This window comes from Photobacterium jeanii (assembly GCF_001650345.1).
GTDB classification, from domain to species: domain Bacteria; phylum Pseudomonadota; class Gammaproteobacteria; order Enterobacterales; family Vibrionaceae; genus Photobacterium; species Photobacterium jeanii.
The window spans coordinates 90,522-106,288 of record NZ_LVHF01000010.1 but is presented as its reverse complement, the minus strand read 5'-3'; the positions used below and the strand labels follow the sequence as shown (position 1 = coordinate 106,288).

The 15,767-nt window shown below is 47.4% G+C and carries 18 protein-coding genes and 1 riboswitch; of the genes, 3 read left to right on the top strand and 15 right to left on the bottom strand.

Translation table 11 applies throughout. From position 1 onward, the window contains the following. Window positions 1–475: 475 nt before the first annotated feature. Complete coding sequence (locus A3K86_RS00925; RefSeq protein ID WP_068326292.1) at window positions 476–934, top strand: RNA recognition motif domain-containing protein; 459 nt, start codon at window positions 476–478, stop codon at window positions 932–934. On the opposite strand, the gene murI is transcribed toward A3K86_RS00925, so the two are convergent. From murI to A3K86_RS00910, 3 genes are all read right to left on the bottom strand, one after another. Continuing rightward, window positions 903–1,712: a glutamate racemase gene (gene murI / locus A3K86_RS00920; RefSeq protein WP_068326316.1), complete on the bottom strand. Its 810-nt coding sequence runs from the start codon at window positions 1,710–1,712 to the stop codon at window positions 903–905. The two genes, A3K86_RS00925 and murI, sit on opposite strands and share 32 nt — an antisense overlap. 53 nt (window positions 1,713–1,765) lie before the next feature. Then, window positions 1,766–2,437, bottom strand: a complete 672-nt coding sequence (locus tag A3K86_RS00915; RefSeq protein ID WP_068326290.1) for a Dph6-related ATP pyrophosphatase — start codon at window positions 2,435–2,437, stop codon at window positions 1,766–1,768. Window positions 2,438–2,528: 91 nt separating this feature from the next. Beyond that, the gene (locus A3K86_RS00910) at window positions 2,529–4,343 is read right to left on the bottom strand and encodes a TonB-dependent receptor domain-containing protein (RefSeq protein WP_068326287.1); all 1,815 of its coding nucleotides are present in this window, start codon (window positions 4,341–4,343) and stop codon (window positions 2,529–2,531) included. Between the two features lie 36 nt (window positions 4,344–4,379). Continuing rightward, window positions 4,380–4,597, bottom strand: a riboswitch (cobalamin riboswitch). A 145-nt stretch (window positions 4,598–4,742) separates the two neighbouring features. Between A3K86_RS00910 and trmA the strand changes: the two genes are divergently transcribed. After that, window positions 4,743–5,849 carry a tRNA (uridine(54)-C5)-methyltransferase TrmA gene (trmA, locus tag A3K86_RS00905; protein ID WP_068326284.1) on the top strand — a complete coding sequence of 369 codons (1,107 nt, stop codon included), beginning with the start codon at window positions 4,743–4,745 and terminating at the stop codon, window positions 5,847–5,849. 72 nt (window positions 5,850–5,921) lie between these two features. Here trmA and A3K86_RS00900 read toward each other — a convergent pair whose 3' ends face one another. Together A3K86_RS00900 and fabR are read right to left on the bottom strand one after the other, a co-directional pair. Further along, window positions 5,922–6,296, bottom strand: a complete 375-nt coding sequence (locus tag A3K86_RS00900) for a YijD family membrane protein (RefSeq protein ID WP_068326281.1) — start codon at window positions 6,294–6,296, stop codon at window positions 5,922–5,924. Between the two features lie 23 nt (window positions 6,297–6,319). After that, window positions 6,320–6,952, bottom strand: coding sequence for an HTH-type transcriptional repressor FabR (gene fabR, locus A3K86_RS00895; protein WP_068326279.1), 633 nt, complete (start codon window positions 6,950–6,952; stop codon window positions 6,320–6,322). A gap of 333 nt (window positions 6,953–7,285) precedes the next feature. Here fabR and sthA point away from each other — a divergent pair, with 333 nt between their 5' ends. Further along, a complete protein-coding gene (gene sthA / locus A3K86_RS00890) occupies window positions 7,286–8,701 on the top strand; it encodes a Si-specific NAD(P)(+) transhydrogenase (RefSeq protein WP_068326276.1) in 1,416 nt (471 codons plus the stop codon). Window positions 8,702–8,785: 84 nt separating this feature from the next. On the opposite strand, the gene cysQ is transcribed toward sthA, so the two are convergent. The 10 genes from cysQ to gspG are packed head-to-tail and all read right to left on the bottom strand — an operon-like array spanning window position 8,786 to window position 15,759. Beyond that, window positions 8,786–9,619, bottom strand: a complete 834-nt coding sequence (cysQ, locus tag A3K86_RS00885; protein WP_068326274.1) for a 3'(2'),5'-bisphosphate nucleotidase CysQ — start codon at window positions 9,617–9,619, stop codon at window positions 8,786–8,788. Between the two features lie 11 nt (window positions 9,620–9,630). Continuing rightward, window positions 9,631–10,182, bottom strand: coding sequence for an ADP compounds hydrolase NudE (gene nudE / locus A3K86_RS00880; protein WP_068326271.1), 552 nt, complete (start codon window positions 10,180–10,182; stop codon window positions 9,631–9,633). Between the two features lie 23 nt (window positions 10,183–10,205). Continuing rightward, the gene (locus A3K86_RS00875; protein WP_068326268.1) at window positions 10,206–10,964 is read right to left on the bottom strand and encodes a type II secretion system protein N; all 759 of its coding nucleotides are present in this window, start codon (window positions 10,962–10,964) and stop codon (window positions 10,206–10,208) included. Window positions 10,965–10,966: 2 nt separating this feature from the next. Continuing rightward, complete coding sequence (locus A3K86_RS00870) at window positions 10,967–11,443, bottom strand: type II secretion system protein M (protein WP_068326265.1); 477 nt, start codon at window positions 11,441–11,443, stop codon at window positions 10,967–10,969. Further along, complete coding sequence (gspL, locus tag A3K86_RS00865; RefSeq protein WP_232321885.1) at window positions 11,440–12,720, bottom strand: type II secretion system protein GspL; 1,281 nt, start codon at window positions 12,718–12,720, stop codon at window positions 11,440–11,442. Before gspL ends, A3K86_RS00870 begins: the two co-directional genes overlap by 4 nt. Next, window positions 12,689–13,729: a type II secretion system minor pseudopilin GspK gene (gene gspK, locus A3K86_RS00860; protein WP_068326258.1), complete on the bottom strand. Its 1,041-nt coding sequence runs from the start codon at window positions 13,727–13,729 to the stop codon at window positions 12,689–12,691. Before gspK ends, gspL begins: the two co-directional genes overlap by 32 nt. Beyond that, entirely contained in the window at window positions 13,726–14,379 is a 654-nt protein-coding gene (gene gspJ, locus A3K86_RS00855; protein ID WP_068326255.1) for a type II secretion system minor pseudopilin GspJ, read from the bottom strand. Before gspJ ends, gspK begins: the two co-directional genes overlap by 4 nt. Further along, window positions 14,366–14,722 (bottom strand): type II secretion system minor pseudopilin GspI, encoded by a 357-nt coding sequence (gspI, locus tag A3K86_RS00850; protein ID WP_068326252.1) that lies wholly within the window; start codon window positions 14,720–14,722, stop codon window positions 14,366–14,368. Before gspI ends, gspJ begins: the two co-directional genes overlap by 14 nt. Next, entirely contained in the window at window positions 14,719–15,303 is a 585-nt protein-coding gene (gene gspH / locus A3K86_RS00845; RefSeq protein WP_068326249.1) for a type II secretion system minor pseudopilin GspH, read from the bottom strand. Before gspH ends, gspI begins: the two co-directional genes overlap by 4 nt. 21 nt (window positions 15,304–15,324) lie before the next feature. Further along, window positions 15,325–15,759: a type II secretion system major pseudopilin GspG gene (gene gspG, locus A3K86_RS00840; RefSeq protein ID WP_084406457.1), complete on the bottom strand. Its 435-nt coding sequence runs from the start codon at window positions 15,757–15,759 to the stop codon at window positions 15,325–15,327. Window positions 15,760–15,767: the final 8 nt, after the last annotated feature.

The window sequence follows — 15,767 nt, the reverse complement described above, 5'->3', positions numbered from 1 at the left end:
TCAGTTTCATTGATAAATCTTTTTGACTATCATTTCACGAGTGCCCACACAGATTGCATGGTCAAATTGTTAAAGAACAATTTCTTCTTCGCTTTCGCTCCGAAGAGGTGCGCCATTTTAAGGAATCAAACTGAAGTGTCAACCACTTTTTTTTAATTTGTTTTCCAAGGCTTCCACCTTACTGAACTTCGCATTTGGCTTTCTCTTAAATCGCTTTAAAGATTGCCGTACTCCGTGTCAGTGAGGCGGCATTATAGAGACTTCTTGCACGCTGACAACCCCTTTTTCACTACTTTTCTTTCGAAAGACGAGATTTTAATCTAATGCGATATTTATTCCGCACAAGACAACATTTGAGCATCGTCACATTCACTTACTGGCAATTATAAGTCAATGAAAGTAATATCAATGTGATTGTGTTGTTAAAATAACCAATAGCATTCTTCCTACAATTTACGACGATGTAGTATTGAATATGAAATTATCCAATCAAACTATACTAACTATCATTGCTCTTGCTGTTCTGGGCGCTTTGATAATGAGCTTTGTACCACTATCACCTTCGCTGGCTTTTGCTCTTGGTGCGGTACTTTCTGGCTTAGCTGTTCATTTTATGCAAACAACGACGGCTTCTATCTCAACCGATGGTGAGTCATCTTCTTCTAGTAAAACAATTTATGTCGGTAACTTGCCTTACCGTGCAAACGAAAGTGATGTCAAAGCACTGTTTGCAGAACATGGTGAAGTCTTCGCTGTACGTCTGATGAAAGACAAACGTACAGGTAAGCGTAGAGGGTTTGGGTTTGTAGTTATGAATGGTAATGATGCTGAAACGGCCATTACTCATTTAAATAACAAGGAATATGGTCAACGCACTTTAAAGGTGCGTGAGGCGAACGAACCTAAGAATGGGGAAAATCCAGACATTGAATAGGACTCAGTCCTAACTTTTCAAGACACACGTTCAGTGCCGCTTCATGTTGTGAAGCGGCACTATTGTATGTAACGTTCGCCACTTCACTATTACTGCTTTTTTCTCTTGAGCTATACGTCTGTTGAGCCCCCAGCAAAGCTTGCACTCTATTCGCGATTGCTTTGCCTGAATCAATAATTTGGACTGGCGATGAAAACGCCTGTTGGATTTCGTCTTTTAGCAAAGGGAAATGTGTACATCCAAGTACAATGCCATCAACCTTGTTAAGCCAAGGAGAAAGGATATGTTGGATTTCCTCAATCGATACCGCTTCACCTCTTAGCTTCTGCTCTGCTATTTCAACCAAGCGTGTCGAACCAATCATTAACACTTCACAATCTTGTGCAAACTCTGCGATTAAGTCTTGCGTATAACGACGCTTAACTGTCGCTGGAGTAGCCAATAAACCAATTACCTTACGCTCGCTCATCGCCGCCGCTGGTTTTATCGCAGGAACAACACCAACAACAGGAATATTAACGAGTGTACGCAAGCTTGGCAGGACGACGGTACTGGCGGTATTACACGCAATCACCACTAAATCTACGTTATGCTTTTCGACTAAGCGGCTTACGATTTCTTGCGTACGATTGATTAATACCGTTTCATCAAGCTCCCCATAGGGAAACGCAGCATTATCGAAGGCGTAAACGTAATGCAGTTCAGGTAACAATTGACGGATCTCTTGGTATACCGATAATCCGCCAACTCCCGAATCAAAAATCAAGACGCTCTTCACTTCACACCACAACACTCAATCAAACACAGGCGCCTATCATACTGACAATTTGTTTATTCAGAAACTCCGGTCATGAGTAATTGATAACGCTGGTAATGAAAACGGGCTTGTCGTTCTACTCTTGTAGATTGAATCTCCATAGGAGAGCTAAAACACGGCGCATTAACCACTAAGGTATGAAACTCGCCATCTTCACCACATGGATCCACTTGAGATGGCAAAGCCTCGATAAAGTCATGGCTATACCATTGCCCACAATACTCTCCATCAAGCTGACTGGTATCGACTGTGGTCACTAAAGTTTGAATCCCACGCTCTAAGATCTCTTGCGCTAACTCTGCACTGTCTTGTCCCATTAGAGGAAACACACATTGCCACCCTGCGGGTTCGATATAACTACGACGATAATCGGCAATGCCATTACAAAACATATCACCGAAGGCCACTGCATCTATTTCCAGCCCTGATTCTTTTAATCCTGTGATAATCCGTGATTGATAGACATCATTAGGTGGGAACACCTCAGGCAAAGCAATGAGCACCAAAGGTAAACCGCATAGCTTTGCTTGTTGCTGCACAACGGAAATCGGTGTGGCTTGAAATGGCACTTCGTCATCAAGGTATGTGGTATATAAGCCAACTACCTTATAACGAGGATCTTCTAACAGACGCAATAACGTCAGTGTGGAGTCTTTGCCCGAACTCCAGCTCACGACAACATTCATTACTGTCACGACACTTTCCTTACTGATTGACGTAAAGTCGCAGGATAAAAAAGGCCGCACAATGGCGGCCTCAATATTCTTGATTGCTTAATTAGAACTGGTAAGAACCATTAATGTAGAAAGCACGCTCAGGCGCTGGGTAGCCTTTCGCGGTTTCGTATTTCTTATCAAACAAATTACTTGCTCGAAGACCTGTCGTAAATTTCTCTGTCACGCGGTAGGTAACTGCTGCATCTGCTGTTGTGTAAGCTGATAACTCATATTTACTCGAGTCATAGCGCTTACCTACATAGTTAGCGACTAGCGATACATCAACCGCTTCAGAACTGTATGTACCGACCCATTTATAGTTTTGCTTAGCACGGCGAATCAACTGGCTGCCATCTTTCTTGTCTTCAGGGTCTTTCCAATCACCTACTACACGGTGACTAATTGGGCCGGTTTCAAAACCAAGTTCTAATTCAATGCCCTTAATGCGCGCATTATCAACATTATTCGGCTTCCACGGACCCGCTGCAGTTGGTGCCCACGCAATCATATCTTTAATATCAGTATGGTAAGCCGTTAAGCCCCAATCCAATAAATCGTGGCGACCTTTCACACCAAACTCTGCTGATTTTGATGTCTCTGGTTTCAGGTCAGGATTACCGCTACCGCCTGGGTAATACAGATCGTTAAAAGTTGGTGCTTTAAAAGCTGTACCATAACTACCAACCACATCAATTGCATCTGTCACGGCATAACCCGTCGCAATATTCCAAGTTGTGTAACCACCAAACACACTGTCTTTATCATGGCGTAATGCCGCTTCTAAAGTCAGATCTGCGATGCGTGTATGACCTGTTACAAAACCAGCGGTGTTGTGCTTACTATTTTCGCTAAAGTCAGTGGTATTAGTTCCACCGCGCTCAGCTTTTTCTTTGTAGTAATCAACGCCAAGGTTAATCACACTGTTCTCAATCTGAGTCAAAGTATTCACCCAAGCTACACTTTGACGCTTGGTAGTTAATGAACCTTTACCTGGTTTACCACCATCGGCTTTACCATCTGCGGAAAAGTCTTTCGAACTGCTAAGCTCTAACTTTGATAGCCAATGCTCAGTCGAGTAATCTACGCCACCCGCCAAGTTGTACTGCTCACGATCAGATTCGTATTTACCACTGCGGTCGTACTCAACCAACCCATTTTGGTAATAACCCGTAAAGAACAAATTCACTGAATCCGTTGCTGCATGGCGCAAGCTTCCTAACAATGTTTGTGCTTCAAAGCCATGGCGATCACCTTCTGGTGCTGTATCTTTCACTCGGTAGCCATCGCTTTTCTCGTTATTAACGACGAAACTGCCTTGCGTTTGCTCTGAGATTTGACCAACAGAACGCCAGCTTTGCTGCGCATAGTTATTGCTACCAAAGGTGGCTTTTGCTTGGTGAACACTGCCTGATTGCGGCATGGTGGTGATACTGATCACCCCACCAATTGCATCTGAACCGTACACAGCTGCACGCGGTCCGCGAACAACTTCAATCTTTTCGATCGCATCAGCTGGGATCAAACCTACAGATGCACCACCCGTTGTTGACGAGTTAATACGAACACCATCAACCAATACCAAGGTATGGCGAGATGACGTACCACGAATATAAATAGAGCTCGACTGTGCTTTATTACCATTAGAACTAAATTCAACACCAGGTAGTGTTTTTAGAACATCAAGCGCGCTTTGTGCTTGAAGCTGTTCAATCTCTTCACGCGTCACAATACTTACTGGCGCAAGCACAGAAGAAACAGGTTGTTCGAATCGGTTGGCAGTTACGACCATTACATCATCATAAGATGTCTCTGTTGCAAATGCCTGACTTTGAATAAATAGAGGGGCTAACGCCACTGCTAACAGCGTTTTTTTCATTATATTGGATACCTTAAGTCGCGTTGATTACTAAGCAGGATGCTTGTAGCACTGGTTGGTATTCGGACTTAAGAGCTCGGCTTTGACGCCACCTACGGCAACAACTTCCCATTTTGATTTAGGCTCCCCCCAAATCAAAACAGTGTTTGGCATTACATCCGTGTGCTTTCGTTCTCTATTACCGCTGCGCGTCAGTTACGGATTTTCACCGTATTCCCTAGCCATCATGGCGAACCAGCGCACCGCGAATCCTAGTAAGGCGGGCAAGGATTGTCTAGCTTTGTTTATATCTGTTTGCAAATACGGTAGTAAATGACACTTTATCTAGGCCAAAGCTGGACATCGCGCTGCAATGCAATAAAATCTCCGCTCTTTATTTGAGCAGTTTGAGGCAAACAAATGGCATCCACCGCAATTAATCCTGCTGATTACCAACTTCAGTTGGATGAAAAAGCAGAACGCATGCAATCTATCTTCGCAGAGTTTGATACCCCGGAGCTGGAGGTTTTTGCCTCTCCAGCTGAGCACTACCGCATGCGTGCTGAGTTCCGTGTTTGGCATGAAGGTGAAGACCTGTACTACGTCATGTTCAACCAAGAAACTCGCGAAAAATACCGCGTGGACCAATTCCCAGCTGCAAGTCGCTTAATCAACGACCTTATGCCTCTGCTGGTTGATGCGCTAAAGCCTGTTAAAGCACTGCGTCACAAGCTATTCCAAGTGGATTTTCTTTCTACACTAAGCGGTGAAATTTTGGTGTCGCTGCTATACCACCGTCAACTAGACGAAGAGTGGACAGCAGAAGCTAAAGCCCTTAAGCAACGTCTTAACGACGAAGGCTTCAACCTGAACTTCATTGGTCGTGCGCGTAAGCAAAAAATCGTACTAGACCAAGAACACGTGATCGAAAAACTGAAAGTGAACGACCGCGTACTGACTTACAAGCAAGTTGAAAACAGCTTTACCCAGCCTAACGGTGAAGTCGCTCAGAAGATGCTGGAATGGGCGGTTGACTGTACCACTGACAGCGAAGGTGATTTACTAGAACTGTACTGTGGTAACGGTAACTTCTCGCTTGCCTTAGCGAAAAACTTTGAACGTGTACTCGCAACTGAACTGGCGAAACCATCAGTAGATTCCGCGCAGTTCAACATCGCGGTCAACAACATTGATAACGTTCAAATCATTCGTATGTCTGCGGAAGACTTTACCGATGCAATGGAAGGTAAGCGTGAATTCCGCCGTTTGAAAGATCAAAACGTTGATCTGCAGAGCTACAACTGCAATACAATTTTTGTTGATCCACCGCGTGCCGGTATGGACGAAGGCACTTGTCGTATGGTGCAAGGTTACGAGCGCATCATGTACATCTCATGTAACCCAGATACGCTAAAAGAGAACTTGGCTATTTTGAGCGAAACACACAAGATCACTCGTTTCGCGCTATTCGACCAATTCCCTTACACCCACCACATGGAAGCCGGTGTGCTACTTGAGCGTAAATAACAGCTAATACGTTGTTTATTAGGCACAAAAAAGGCGCTTAAAGCGCCTTTTTTATATCTAGCTATCAGAACATTAAGCAGCAGCTTGGTCGTCTTTCTTCTCTAGGATACCGAGCTTAATTGCTACCCAGAACAACAGACCTAGCGCAATAATCAGTGGTAAGAAGTTAGAACCCATCTCTGGCATTTGTGCACGTAGGAATGCAGAGTAACCAAATGCGCCTACCAAGAAGCAAGCAAACGCAATCGCTGGCGTACCTTCCGACATTGGTTTAGTTAGATACTCTTGGTATAAGCAGTACACAGCCAGGGCAAAAGCCAGTACCGGGAATACAGAAAACGCAACCGCACTCGACGTGAATACCGCTAATGTTGCATTACCACACAAACCCGCTAACACAGATAAAATCAATGTTTTGCGTTCAGCTTTTACTTGTTCCTTGTTCATATTCTTCACCAGCAAAAATAAGGTTAGAGTTTCTGCCTGAGCTCACGACGCTCACGCTCTTTACGGTACCAATAAGCACCTTTTGCAATCATTCGTAATTGCATGATTAACCGTTCGGCATGCTCAGCACGCGCATGGCTATCAAGATCCAATGCCTCAGCACCAGAACTAAAAACTAATGTCACAGACGCTTCCGCCTGTGTGTACGCCTCTTCGTGCGTCACCCCTGTTTTGGCTTCTAAATACTCGGTTAGTTCCGCAACAAAGTGTTGAATTTCACGTGCCACCGCTGCACGGAACGCCGTTGAGGTTCCAGAGCGTTCACGCAAAAGCAGCCTAAAGACGTTTGGGCTACCTTCAATAAATTCCATAAAGGTTTCGACAGAAGTGCGGATCACACTGCCTTCTTCCGCAATTCGCTGACGCGCTTGACGCATCAACTGACGCAGGATCAAGCCCCCTTCATCGACCATTGTCAGGCCGAGTTCGTCCATATCTTTAAAATGACGATAGAACGATGTTGGGGCAATACCAGCTTCGCGTGCAACTTCACGCAAGCTTAAGCTGGAAAAACTACGGTCAGCACTAAGCTGACTAAATGCAGCATCGATAAGTGAGCGACGGGTTTTTTCTTTTTGTTGAGCCCTAATACCCATGAATTTTTTGTTTCTCTAATACTCTTTGTCGCAACTATATACGGTTTTCACCGCCAGTTCAGCGCGAATCCCGATCTTTCGCTCGAAACCTCACCAAACCTAATCAGACCATATTACGTCCTGACCAAAGCTGAATCAAAGCGTCAATTGTTACTTTTAACTACTGGCTCACAAATCACAGAATTCAGCGGTCGAAATCACAGTGTGTAGTTGTAATTACGCGACAACGTGATCGCAAGCTAGCTCTAGCTATCATTTAATACTCCACCAGCTGATTCAAGGTTACACTGACGCTAAGGCAGTGTTATATGAATGATAATAAAGGCAACGCCAATGACGAAAAAAAATCGACAACCCGTCCAACATTTTGATGCCATCGTGATCGGTAGTGGTCCTGGTGGTGAAGGGGCTGCTATGGGGCTAACCAAAGCCGGGCTGAACGTCGCCATTATAGAGCGCGAAGAAAGCGTCGGCGGTGGCTGTACTCACTGGGGAACGATTCCCTCTAAGGCTTTGCGCCATGCCGTTAGCCGGATCATCGAATTCAATCACAATCCACTGTATTGCAAGAATAACTCCACCTTACATAGCACTTTTAGCCAAATCCTCGGGCATGCTCAAGACGTCGTCAACAAACAAACCCGCATGCGCCAAGGCTTCTACGATCGTAACCACTGCACCATTATTTTTGGCGAAGCCCGCTTTACCGATAGTCACACGGTGGAAGTACGCAATCCCGACGGCAGTCACGACTGTTACCACGCCGATACCTTTGTGATCGCCACTGGCTCTCGCCCTTACCAACCAAGCGATGTCGATTTTCGCCATTCTCGGATTTACGATAGCGACTCAATTTTGCAGCTCAAACACGACCCGCGCCACATCATCATTTACGGTGCAGGGGTGATTGGCAGTGAATACGCCTCTATCTTTCGAGGTCTTGGGGTCAAAGTGGATTTGATCAACACCCGTGACCGCTTATTGGAGTTTCTTGATAACGAAGTTTCCGACTCCCTGTCTTATCACTTCTGGAATAGCGGCGTGATGATCCGCAACGGGGAAACTTATGACCGCATCGAAGGCACCGAAGATGGCGTGATCCTCCACCTCCAATCAGGGAAGAAAATGCGCGCCGATTGTTTGCTTTACGCTAATGGACGCACCGGCAACACCGATCGTCTTCACCTTGATAAAGTCGGCTTAACCCCAGATTCTCGCGGCCAATTGAAGGTGAACCAAGACTACCAAACCGAAGTCGACCACATTTATGCCGTCGGCGATGTGATTGGTTACCCAAGCCTTGCCAGCGCGGCTTACGATCAAGGGCGTTTTGTGGCGCAGGCTATTACCAAAGGCGAAGCCCAAGGCAGCTTGATTGACCATATTCCAACAGGGATCTACACCATTCCAGAAATCAGCTCAGTCGGGAAAAGCGAACAGCAGCTCACGGCAGAAAAAGTACCGTATGAAGTGGGGCGCTCGCAGTTTAAGCATCTTGCTCGAGCCCAAATTGCCGGCACAGAAGTAGGAAGCTTAAAGATTTTATTCCACCGCGAAACCAAAGAGATCCTCGGGATCCACTGCTTTGGTGAACGTGCCGCCGAGATCATCCATATCGGGCAAGCGATCATGGAACAAAAAGGCGAAGGCAATACCATCGACTATTTTGCCAACACCACCTTTAACTACCCCACTATGGCTGAGGCTTATCGGGTCGCCGCCCTCAACGGGTTAAATCGCTTGTTCTAACCTCATTCTCTTTCTAAAACACAAAAACGGAGCCAATGGCTCCGTTTTTTGTATTCTTTGCATCTAACCAAACACGACCCACGCTTAAGTCGCGTTCATCATCCGATCATCAGGAGTCAGAATACGTGACCAGGGTAGATTCTCATCACCCAAAGTAATGAAGTTCGGGTTCTCTAGGGTATGGCGCTCATTGTACGACAGCGGGGTTAAGTGCGTATTTAAGATCCGCCCACCCGCTTCTTCAACAATGCACTGCGTTGCTGCCGTATCCCACTCACCCGTTGGCCCGAGACGAAGGTAACAGTCCACCGCCCCTTCCGCTACCAAACAAGCTTTTAATGCCGCTGAGCCCAATGGCACTAAATCATAGTTAAGCGCTGGATCGAGACGGTCAGTGATCGCTTGAATGTTCTGGCGACGACTAATAGCGACCGCAATCGACTGAGTCGGTAGCTCATGCTTGTGAGTGGCTATTTGCACCTTCTCCCCCTCAGGGGTGATCTTCCATGCGCCGTTACCACGCGATGCATAGTAAGTGACGCCAGAAATAGGGGCATACACCACGCCCATCACAGGTTCATTGTTTTCCACCAGCGCGATAATCGTCGCGAAGTCACCACTACCAGCAATAAACTCTTGAGTACCATCCAGCGGATCCACCAACCAGTAGCGTTGCCACTGAGAGCGTTCCGCCAATGGGATCGCGGCATCTTCTTCCGACAAAATAGGAATATCTGGGGTTAACTCAGATAAACGCTCCATCACCAATTTATGCGCCGCTAAATCGGCACTAGTGACAGGTGTGTTGTCTTGCTTGACCTGTTTTTCAAATTGTCCGCGTTGATAAATATCGAGGATTACTTGCCCTGCGGCACGTGCAATCTCGATAACGGCTGGAATACGACTGGCTAACTCCATCTACCCACTCCTTATTCAGCTAACTGTTTCATGGCAAGAAACAACGCCGTAATACTGCGCGCTTCCGCAAAATCAAGGTGGCTAATTAGCTCCTCCCCCTGACTTAACGGCCAACGGACCAACTCTAAAGGTTCTGGCTCATCGCCTTCCAGCTGTTCAGAATATAAGTCTTGCGCAAGGAACAAGGTCATCTTGCTAGAGAAATACGACGGCGCTAACACCACCTCTTTCATCGGGGTCAGTTGCTTGGCACCAAAACCGATTTCTTCTTTCAGCTCACGATTAGCCGCCTGCTCAGGCGTTTCTCCCGGATCAACAAGCCCTTTAGGAAAACCCAACTCATAGCGTTCGGTTCCTGCTGCGTATTCACGCACTAACAGTAAATCCCCTTGCGCCGTCACTGGCACCACTAATACTGCATGACGACCGCTTGGCTTCATACGCTCGTATGTACGTTCAACCCCATTGGAAAAGCGTAAATCCAAGGATTCAATTTTGAATAGCCGTGAGGCAGCCACCACTTCGCTGGCGAGAATTTCTGGTTTGGTTTTGTCAGCTGCCATGAAGATGTCCTTTTATATTGCGCTTACAGACGACCGTTGAAGTTTAAGTTATACCGCCCTTTGCCATCAGGATCACCTAACCATTTCAGTTGTTGCCCTAATTGTGACGGAAACTCTGCCCCAGGTTTGAACCACCCCAACAGGGTGTAACTGTAGTTAGGTGCTAGTGACGCTTGCCAATCGCTCGACACATCTGGCGATGATTGATTGGCTTTTGCCATCAGCTTGCCTTGGTCACAAGTGAGATCGGCAATGACTGGACCAGGATTAATCGCCCCTAATGGCGAGGTGATATTCGCAGCACTCCACGCCACTGAGGCATCCAATGTTTGGCAAAACGGCATCGCATGATGGAAATCACGAACGGTTAGCTCCACCGTACCATCAACCGTCACAGGCGCAGGTAAGCGCGCATACTTGATAATTTCCGGCGCTGGCAGAGAGACCAGCAAGTTTTCAGCAAAGGCACCAGCAGTGCCGTAGCCCACAATGCCGCGTCCGGTTAGCTTCATCTCGCTACCTTGGCCAAAGCGAACACTGAACGCCACTTTTCCAGTGAATAAGGCACTGGCATTAAACTGCCATTGTACTTGCCCTAATTGGTATTGTTGCCAACGAACTTGGCTGGCACGCCCTTCCCATGGCGTACCTTGAATACCCGAAATCGATAGCCCCGGAACCATCGGTGCTTGCAGCCACAACCAGCTGGCCGGTATATGGGCAACCGCACTACCAAGTAATGCCACCCCAAATGAAGTGCCGAGGAGAAATTTGTACTTCACGCTTAACCTCGTCCCAACTGTAAACGGTTCACTTCAACCACGCCGTTTTGATCGGCTTTGGTAATATCTAAAAACTGCGCTTCGATACCATGCTCATCGCGCAAGAATGCCAACCAGTTAACCAAGGTATTAAAAGGTACTGGCTTCACCCACACTTGCACCGCTTCGCTACGCGGTTGCATACGGATCAATTCGATACGAAAACGGGTGGTGGTTTCATTCACCACTTGGTTTAACCCTTTATCACTGATCCCAGCACCAGCCGAAGATGAACCTCGCAAACTAATAATGTCGTTCGCTTTGTTGCTCACCCAGCTCAATAACTGACGTTCACTGTTGATACGTTGCTGCGCCATATCTGCACGTTGAGCTAATGGCTGCCATAGTCCCCAATACAAAATAGCGAGCAACAAGGCACCACCCGCACCCATCATCAAACGCTGCTCGCGAAGGCTTAATGCTTTCCACCAAGCTTTCATGATTTTCTCCTTAGCACTACAGCACCATTCACTCGATCGCCTTCTTTGCTAAGTTGACCTTGCTGAACGGTAAACTCAGCCGCCAGTAAAGTACGTAGCTGTTCAAAGTGTTGGAACTCAGCGGCGCTCGCTTGCAAACGTAATTCGCCACGGTTTTGGTCGTATTTCAGGTTGCTAAACGCAATTTGCGGTACTTTCTTAAAGATCGGCTCTAGTTGTGCCAACCAAGGCAATAAGCCCGCTTGATTACCGCCACCGCCCAAGCGTGACAACTCTGCATTCATCTGACGCTTAAGGTAGCTCTGGGTTGGAATATTGCGGAAATTAGGCAATACCTGACGGAAAATACGCTCACTCTCGGTGCGATACGCTTGTGCTTGTTGCTCCATGTGCTGCACCGAAATAACGTGTTCTGCGATCATGGCGGTTAATACTAACCCTGCCGCTATCGCCACTTTTCGCCACGGTTTAATGTAACGGCGCCAAGCCGACTGTGGCTTATAAGCCCCAGACAAAATACTCAGCTTACTACGCTCGGCCCCTTTCGCCAGCAGCTCCATCACCAGTTCAGGTGTTTGTGCTTGCCAACGACATGGCATCCCTTCCGGCTTGGGCGTGTAATGGTGGATCACAACTGCTTGTGGCGAGGTATCAACTTCGGCGCTATTTTCACGCTCATCATCCTCGCCGTCTGTCTCTTCAACACCCGCCGCGACCGAAATCGGGGCATGTTGTGCTAATAGCCAGCTTGCCAGCCAGCTTTCTTCTGCCGCGATACCTTGGGCTTCTGATTGACGGATCAGCCATTGCTGATCTAACTGGGCCGCACTGTAGCCTTGGTCAAACAAAGGCAAACACAATGCATCCGGCACCAATTTATTAATCTCAATACCCGCGTCATCTAACGCCGCTAACCAAGCTTGGATCTTACTGTGCTCAACAACGGCCACGTGCGCTAAATCACCTTCACGTTTGAGTAAATGCACGTGCAGGTGATCGATATCTTGTGCTAACTCTTCTTCTAGCAAGAAAGGTAATACCGCACTTAACTGGCGACCACTTCCTTCAGGGATCGCAACTTGAGTGAGCAACATATCCTGCGCGGGAGCCAGTGCCACGACTGGGCGCTGGGCAGCATACTCTGTTAGCTCATCTAACTGGGTCATATCATTGAGCTGACCTGAAGCTATCACTTCGTTCTGCTCTGATGACCACACCAACCAATGAACCGGTTGGTCAGGGCGGCTACTTAGCCTTATTGTCAGCAACTCGCTCACTGATTCCTCCATAGCGGCGACGGACTACCGTCACCTGTTTTTGTTCGTCCCGCTTGAGCAAAGCCACTATCCGAACTCGGCTGCGATCCACTAAAACTTCAGCGTCTAACTGAAAGAAATTACTTTTAATATCAATATGCTCTTTGGCTAATGACGCAATAGAGCCTTCAATGCCAGCAATTGCCCCTTCAGTAAAGAAATCATCAATGCTTTGCCAACCGTCGTAAGGGCGATTGGTTAATATCGTTTTAGCATCCGATACTGACAGCGCAGGGGTAAACAAGGCTGCCAATAACGGGGCATTCTCCACCGAAAGAGTATTCACATTTAGCTTGAAGGTATCATCTGGCAATGCACACAATGCCGATTTCACCTTGTCGTATGCTGGCGCAGTGACGCCATTCACGGCGCGAAACTCGCTAATATCCGCCATCAAATGATTCGGTGGCAGATAAGGCGGACGAAAACCTTCATAGGTACTGTCTTCTGCACCAAACGCTGACTGTACCGTGTCGTCTTCATCAACGTATTCCCACGCCGACTCCGCCATCACTTCGGCTTCGTAGCTCTCAAGACCTTTCTCTTCAAACAGTGCTTGCAGCACTTTGATCAAAAAAGGTTTCGTGGTGCGATCAGCCTCGGCTTTCACAGCCGACAAGGCGTTGATATTAAAACAGGCCTGCATATCGAAAATATCACCCACCGCATCACCACCTTCGAGCGGATAACGCTGCCCTCGGGTTGCCCAAGCCTGGCTCATGTTGACCGTATCGCTATCGTCGATACTTTCTTTGATCGCCACTTTGGCTAACTCTTCCAATCCCAGGCTGTACCAGTACGCTTGCTGGTGTTGAATTTGGTTTTCGACCCGATAAAAATTATGGTGCAAGCGATCGGTCATGTTGACCGCCAGCAAAGTCATCATCGCGAGGATCATCAGCACCACTATGAGTGCCACACCACGTTGCCTTTGCGACTTTCCTGTCGGGTACGATTGACGAGGTATCATTGGTTATCATCCTCGTTATTTTGTTTCGCTAACCCGGATTGCGGCACCAGATACACCCGCTCAATATCGCCTTTGTCTTTTAAGGTCATCTTGACCGCGATCCCTTGGGGCAAGACGCCAGCTTGTTCCCACTTGTCTTGCCATTTCTTATCGCTATAAAAACGGAACTTGAGTTCGGTGACATCCGCAAGCACTTCGCGCACCAATGGCTCAGCACCGGCGACATTATCTGGGTAGCGGAACCACACACGCTCGAGGTTATCGTCAACAATCCGATAGCCGACTCGCACCACTTCGCCACGCGGGAACATCTGCTGCGGGTTTTGCCACCCTAAGCGAGTAAAGACAATCCCTTCGCTTGATGAATCAAGCAGATACTCACCTGCCATCAAATATTTATCGCTCGGCTTTTCTCCTTGGCTACGGCTCTTACGCGCAACAATCTGGCGAAAGTCGTTATCCATCATCACACTCATGCGTTGGATCGCTTTTAACCGAGCATTATGGTCGCGAGATTGCTCATCGCTTCGCTGAACACCATTTAGAACTTGGTAAGCGGATAAGCTCAAACTGGCAAATACTGCAATGGCAACCATGACTTCCAGCAGGGTAAAGCCGCGTTGTTGACGACGGGGTTTATTGGCTAACATAGGTTCTCACCGTCACAACAGATTGTTTTCGTTCTTTATCGGTCGCGACCGACATATCAATAGCACGCAAGTAACCATCAGCAGTTTTGGTGCTCTTCATGGTCCAATACCATTTACGACCGGCCATTTCGCTCTCGCCACGCTTGGTCGACGTCGGGACGCCAGTTAGTTGCAAGCGCGCCAATTCATTATCAGCGACCAAAGCGGCAAAAGTTTTTTCTTCTAAATAGCCCATGGTATTGATGTGCTGACTCACTGCTTTCATCACACTCAAAGCAGCGGTTGCAAACACCGCCAAGGCAACCAAGACTTCCAGTAGAGTCATCCCGCGTTGTTGTTTCATCGACGTGATTTCCTCTCTGGCATTTCTTCACCGGGCGCTAGCAAAAACAGCTCACCCAGTTCGTTGGCGCGTACTTGCCAAAATTCGTTATCGTCGGTAATTTCAAACTCTAATTTGAACGGGGTGTACTCTCCGCTCGCCATCACCACTACTTGTGGCGGTTTCACTTTTTTCTTATCAGTTTGTTCAGCAAACAGGTCTTCGTTAAATAGCGATCCCGGCTTAAACAAGCGGTCATTGTCTTGCCATGAATAACCACCAAGCTCCACTTGTAAGCGAATATCTTCGCCGACATCCACTTGCGTGAAATAACGCGACTCTTGGATCGGTTGCCATTCTTTTCCGGTTAGCTCAAGAAACTGATAATGGTGACGTTCGATCCGAATACCGAAATCGGTGCCGTTGAGCAGGGCATCTTCCCCTAGCAACTGCACCAATTGATAAAAACGTGCTGCTTCTTCTTTCGCCTTATCGTCATGACGTTCTGGCAAGGTAGCTATCACCGCAACCGCACTGGTTGCCAATAACACCAACACCAACATAATTTCGATTAGGGTAAAACCCGCAGCACGCTTCATCACAATCACTCAATCACGCCGAACTTAGAAGTCCAGCATGTTCCAGTTACCGATGTCAGCGTTAACGCCTTCACCGCCTTCCTGACCATCAGCACCTAGGCTGAAAATATCTACTGCGCCGTGCTCACCCGGCATAACGTAGTTGTACTCATTCCCCCAAGGGTCGTTTGGTAGACGCTTGATGTAACCACCGTTACGGTAGTTACGTGGCTCAGGGCTTGAAGAAGGTTTCGTTACTAGCGCGTCCAGACCTTGGTCTGTGGTTGGGTACACGCTGTTATCTAGCTTGTACATATCCAACGATTGCTCTAGCGCACTGATATCAGTGACCACTTTTTGTTGGTCGGCTTTCTCTTTGTTACCTAATAGGTTTGGCACCACTAAGCTCGCCAGTACCCCTAGGATCACAATCACGACCATAACTTCGAGCAGCGTAAAGCCGCGTTGTTTGCGTTGCATGAACTTAA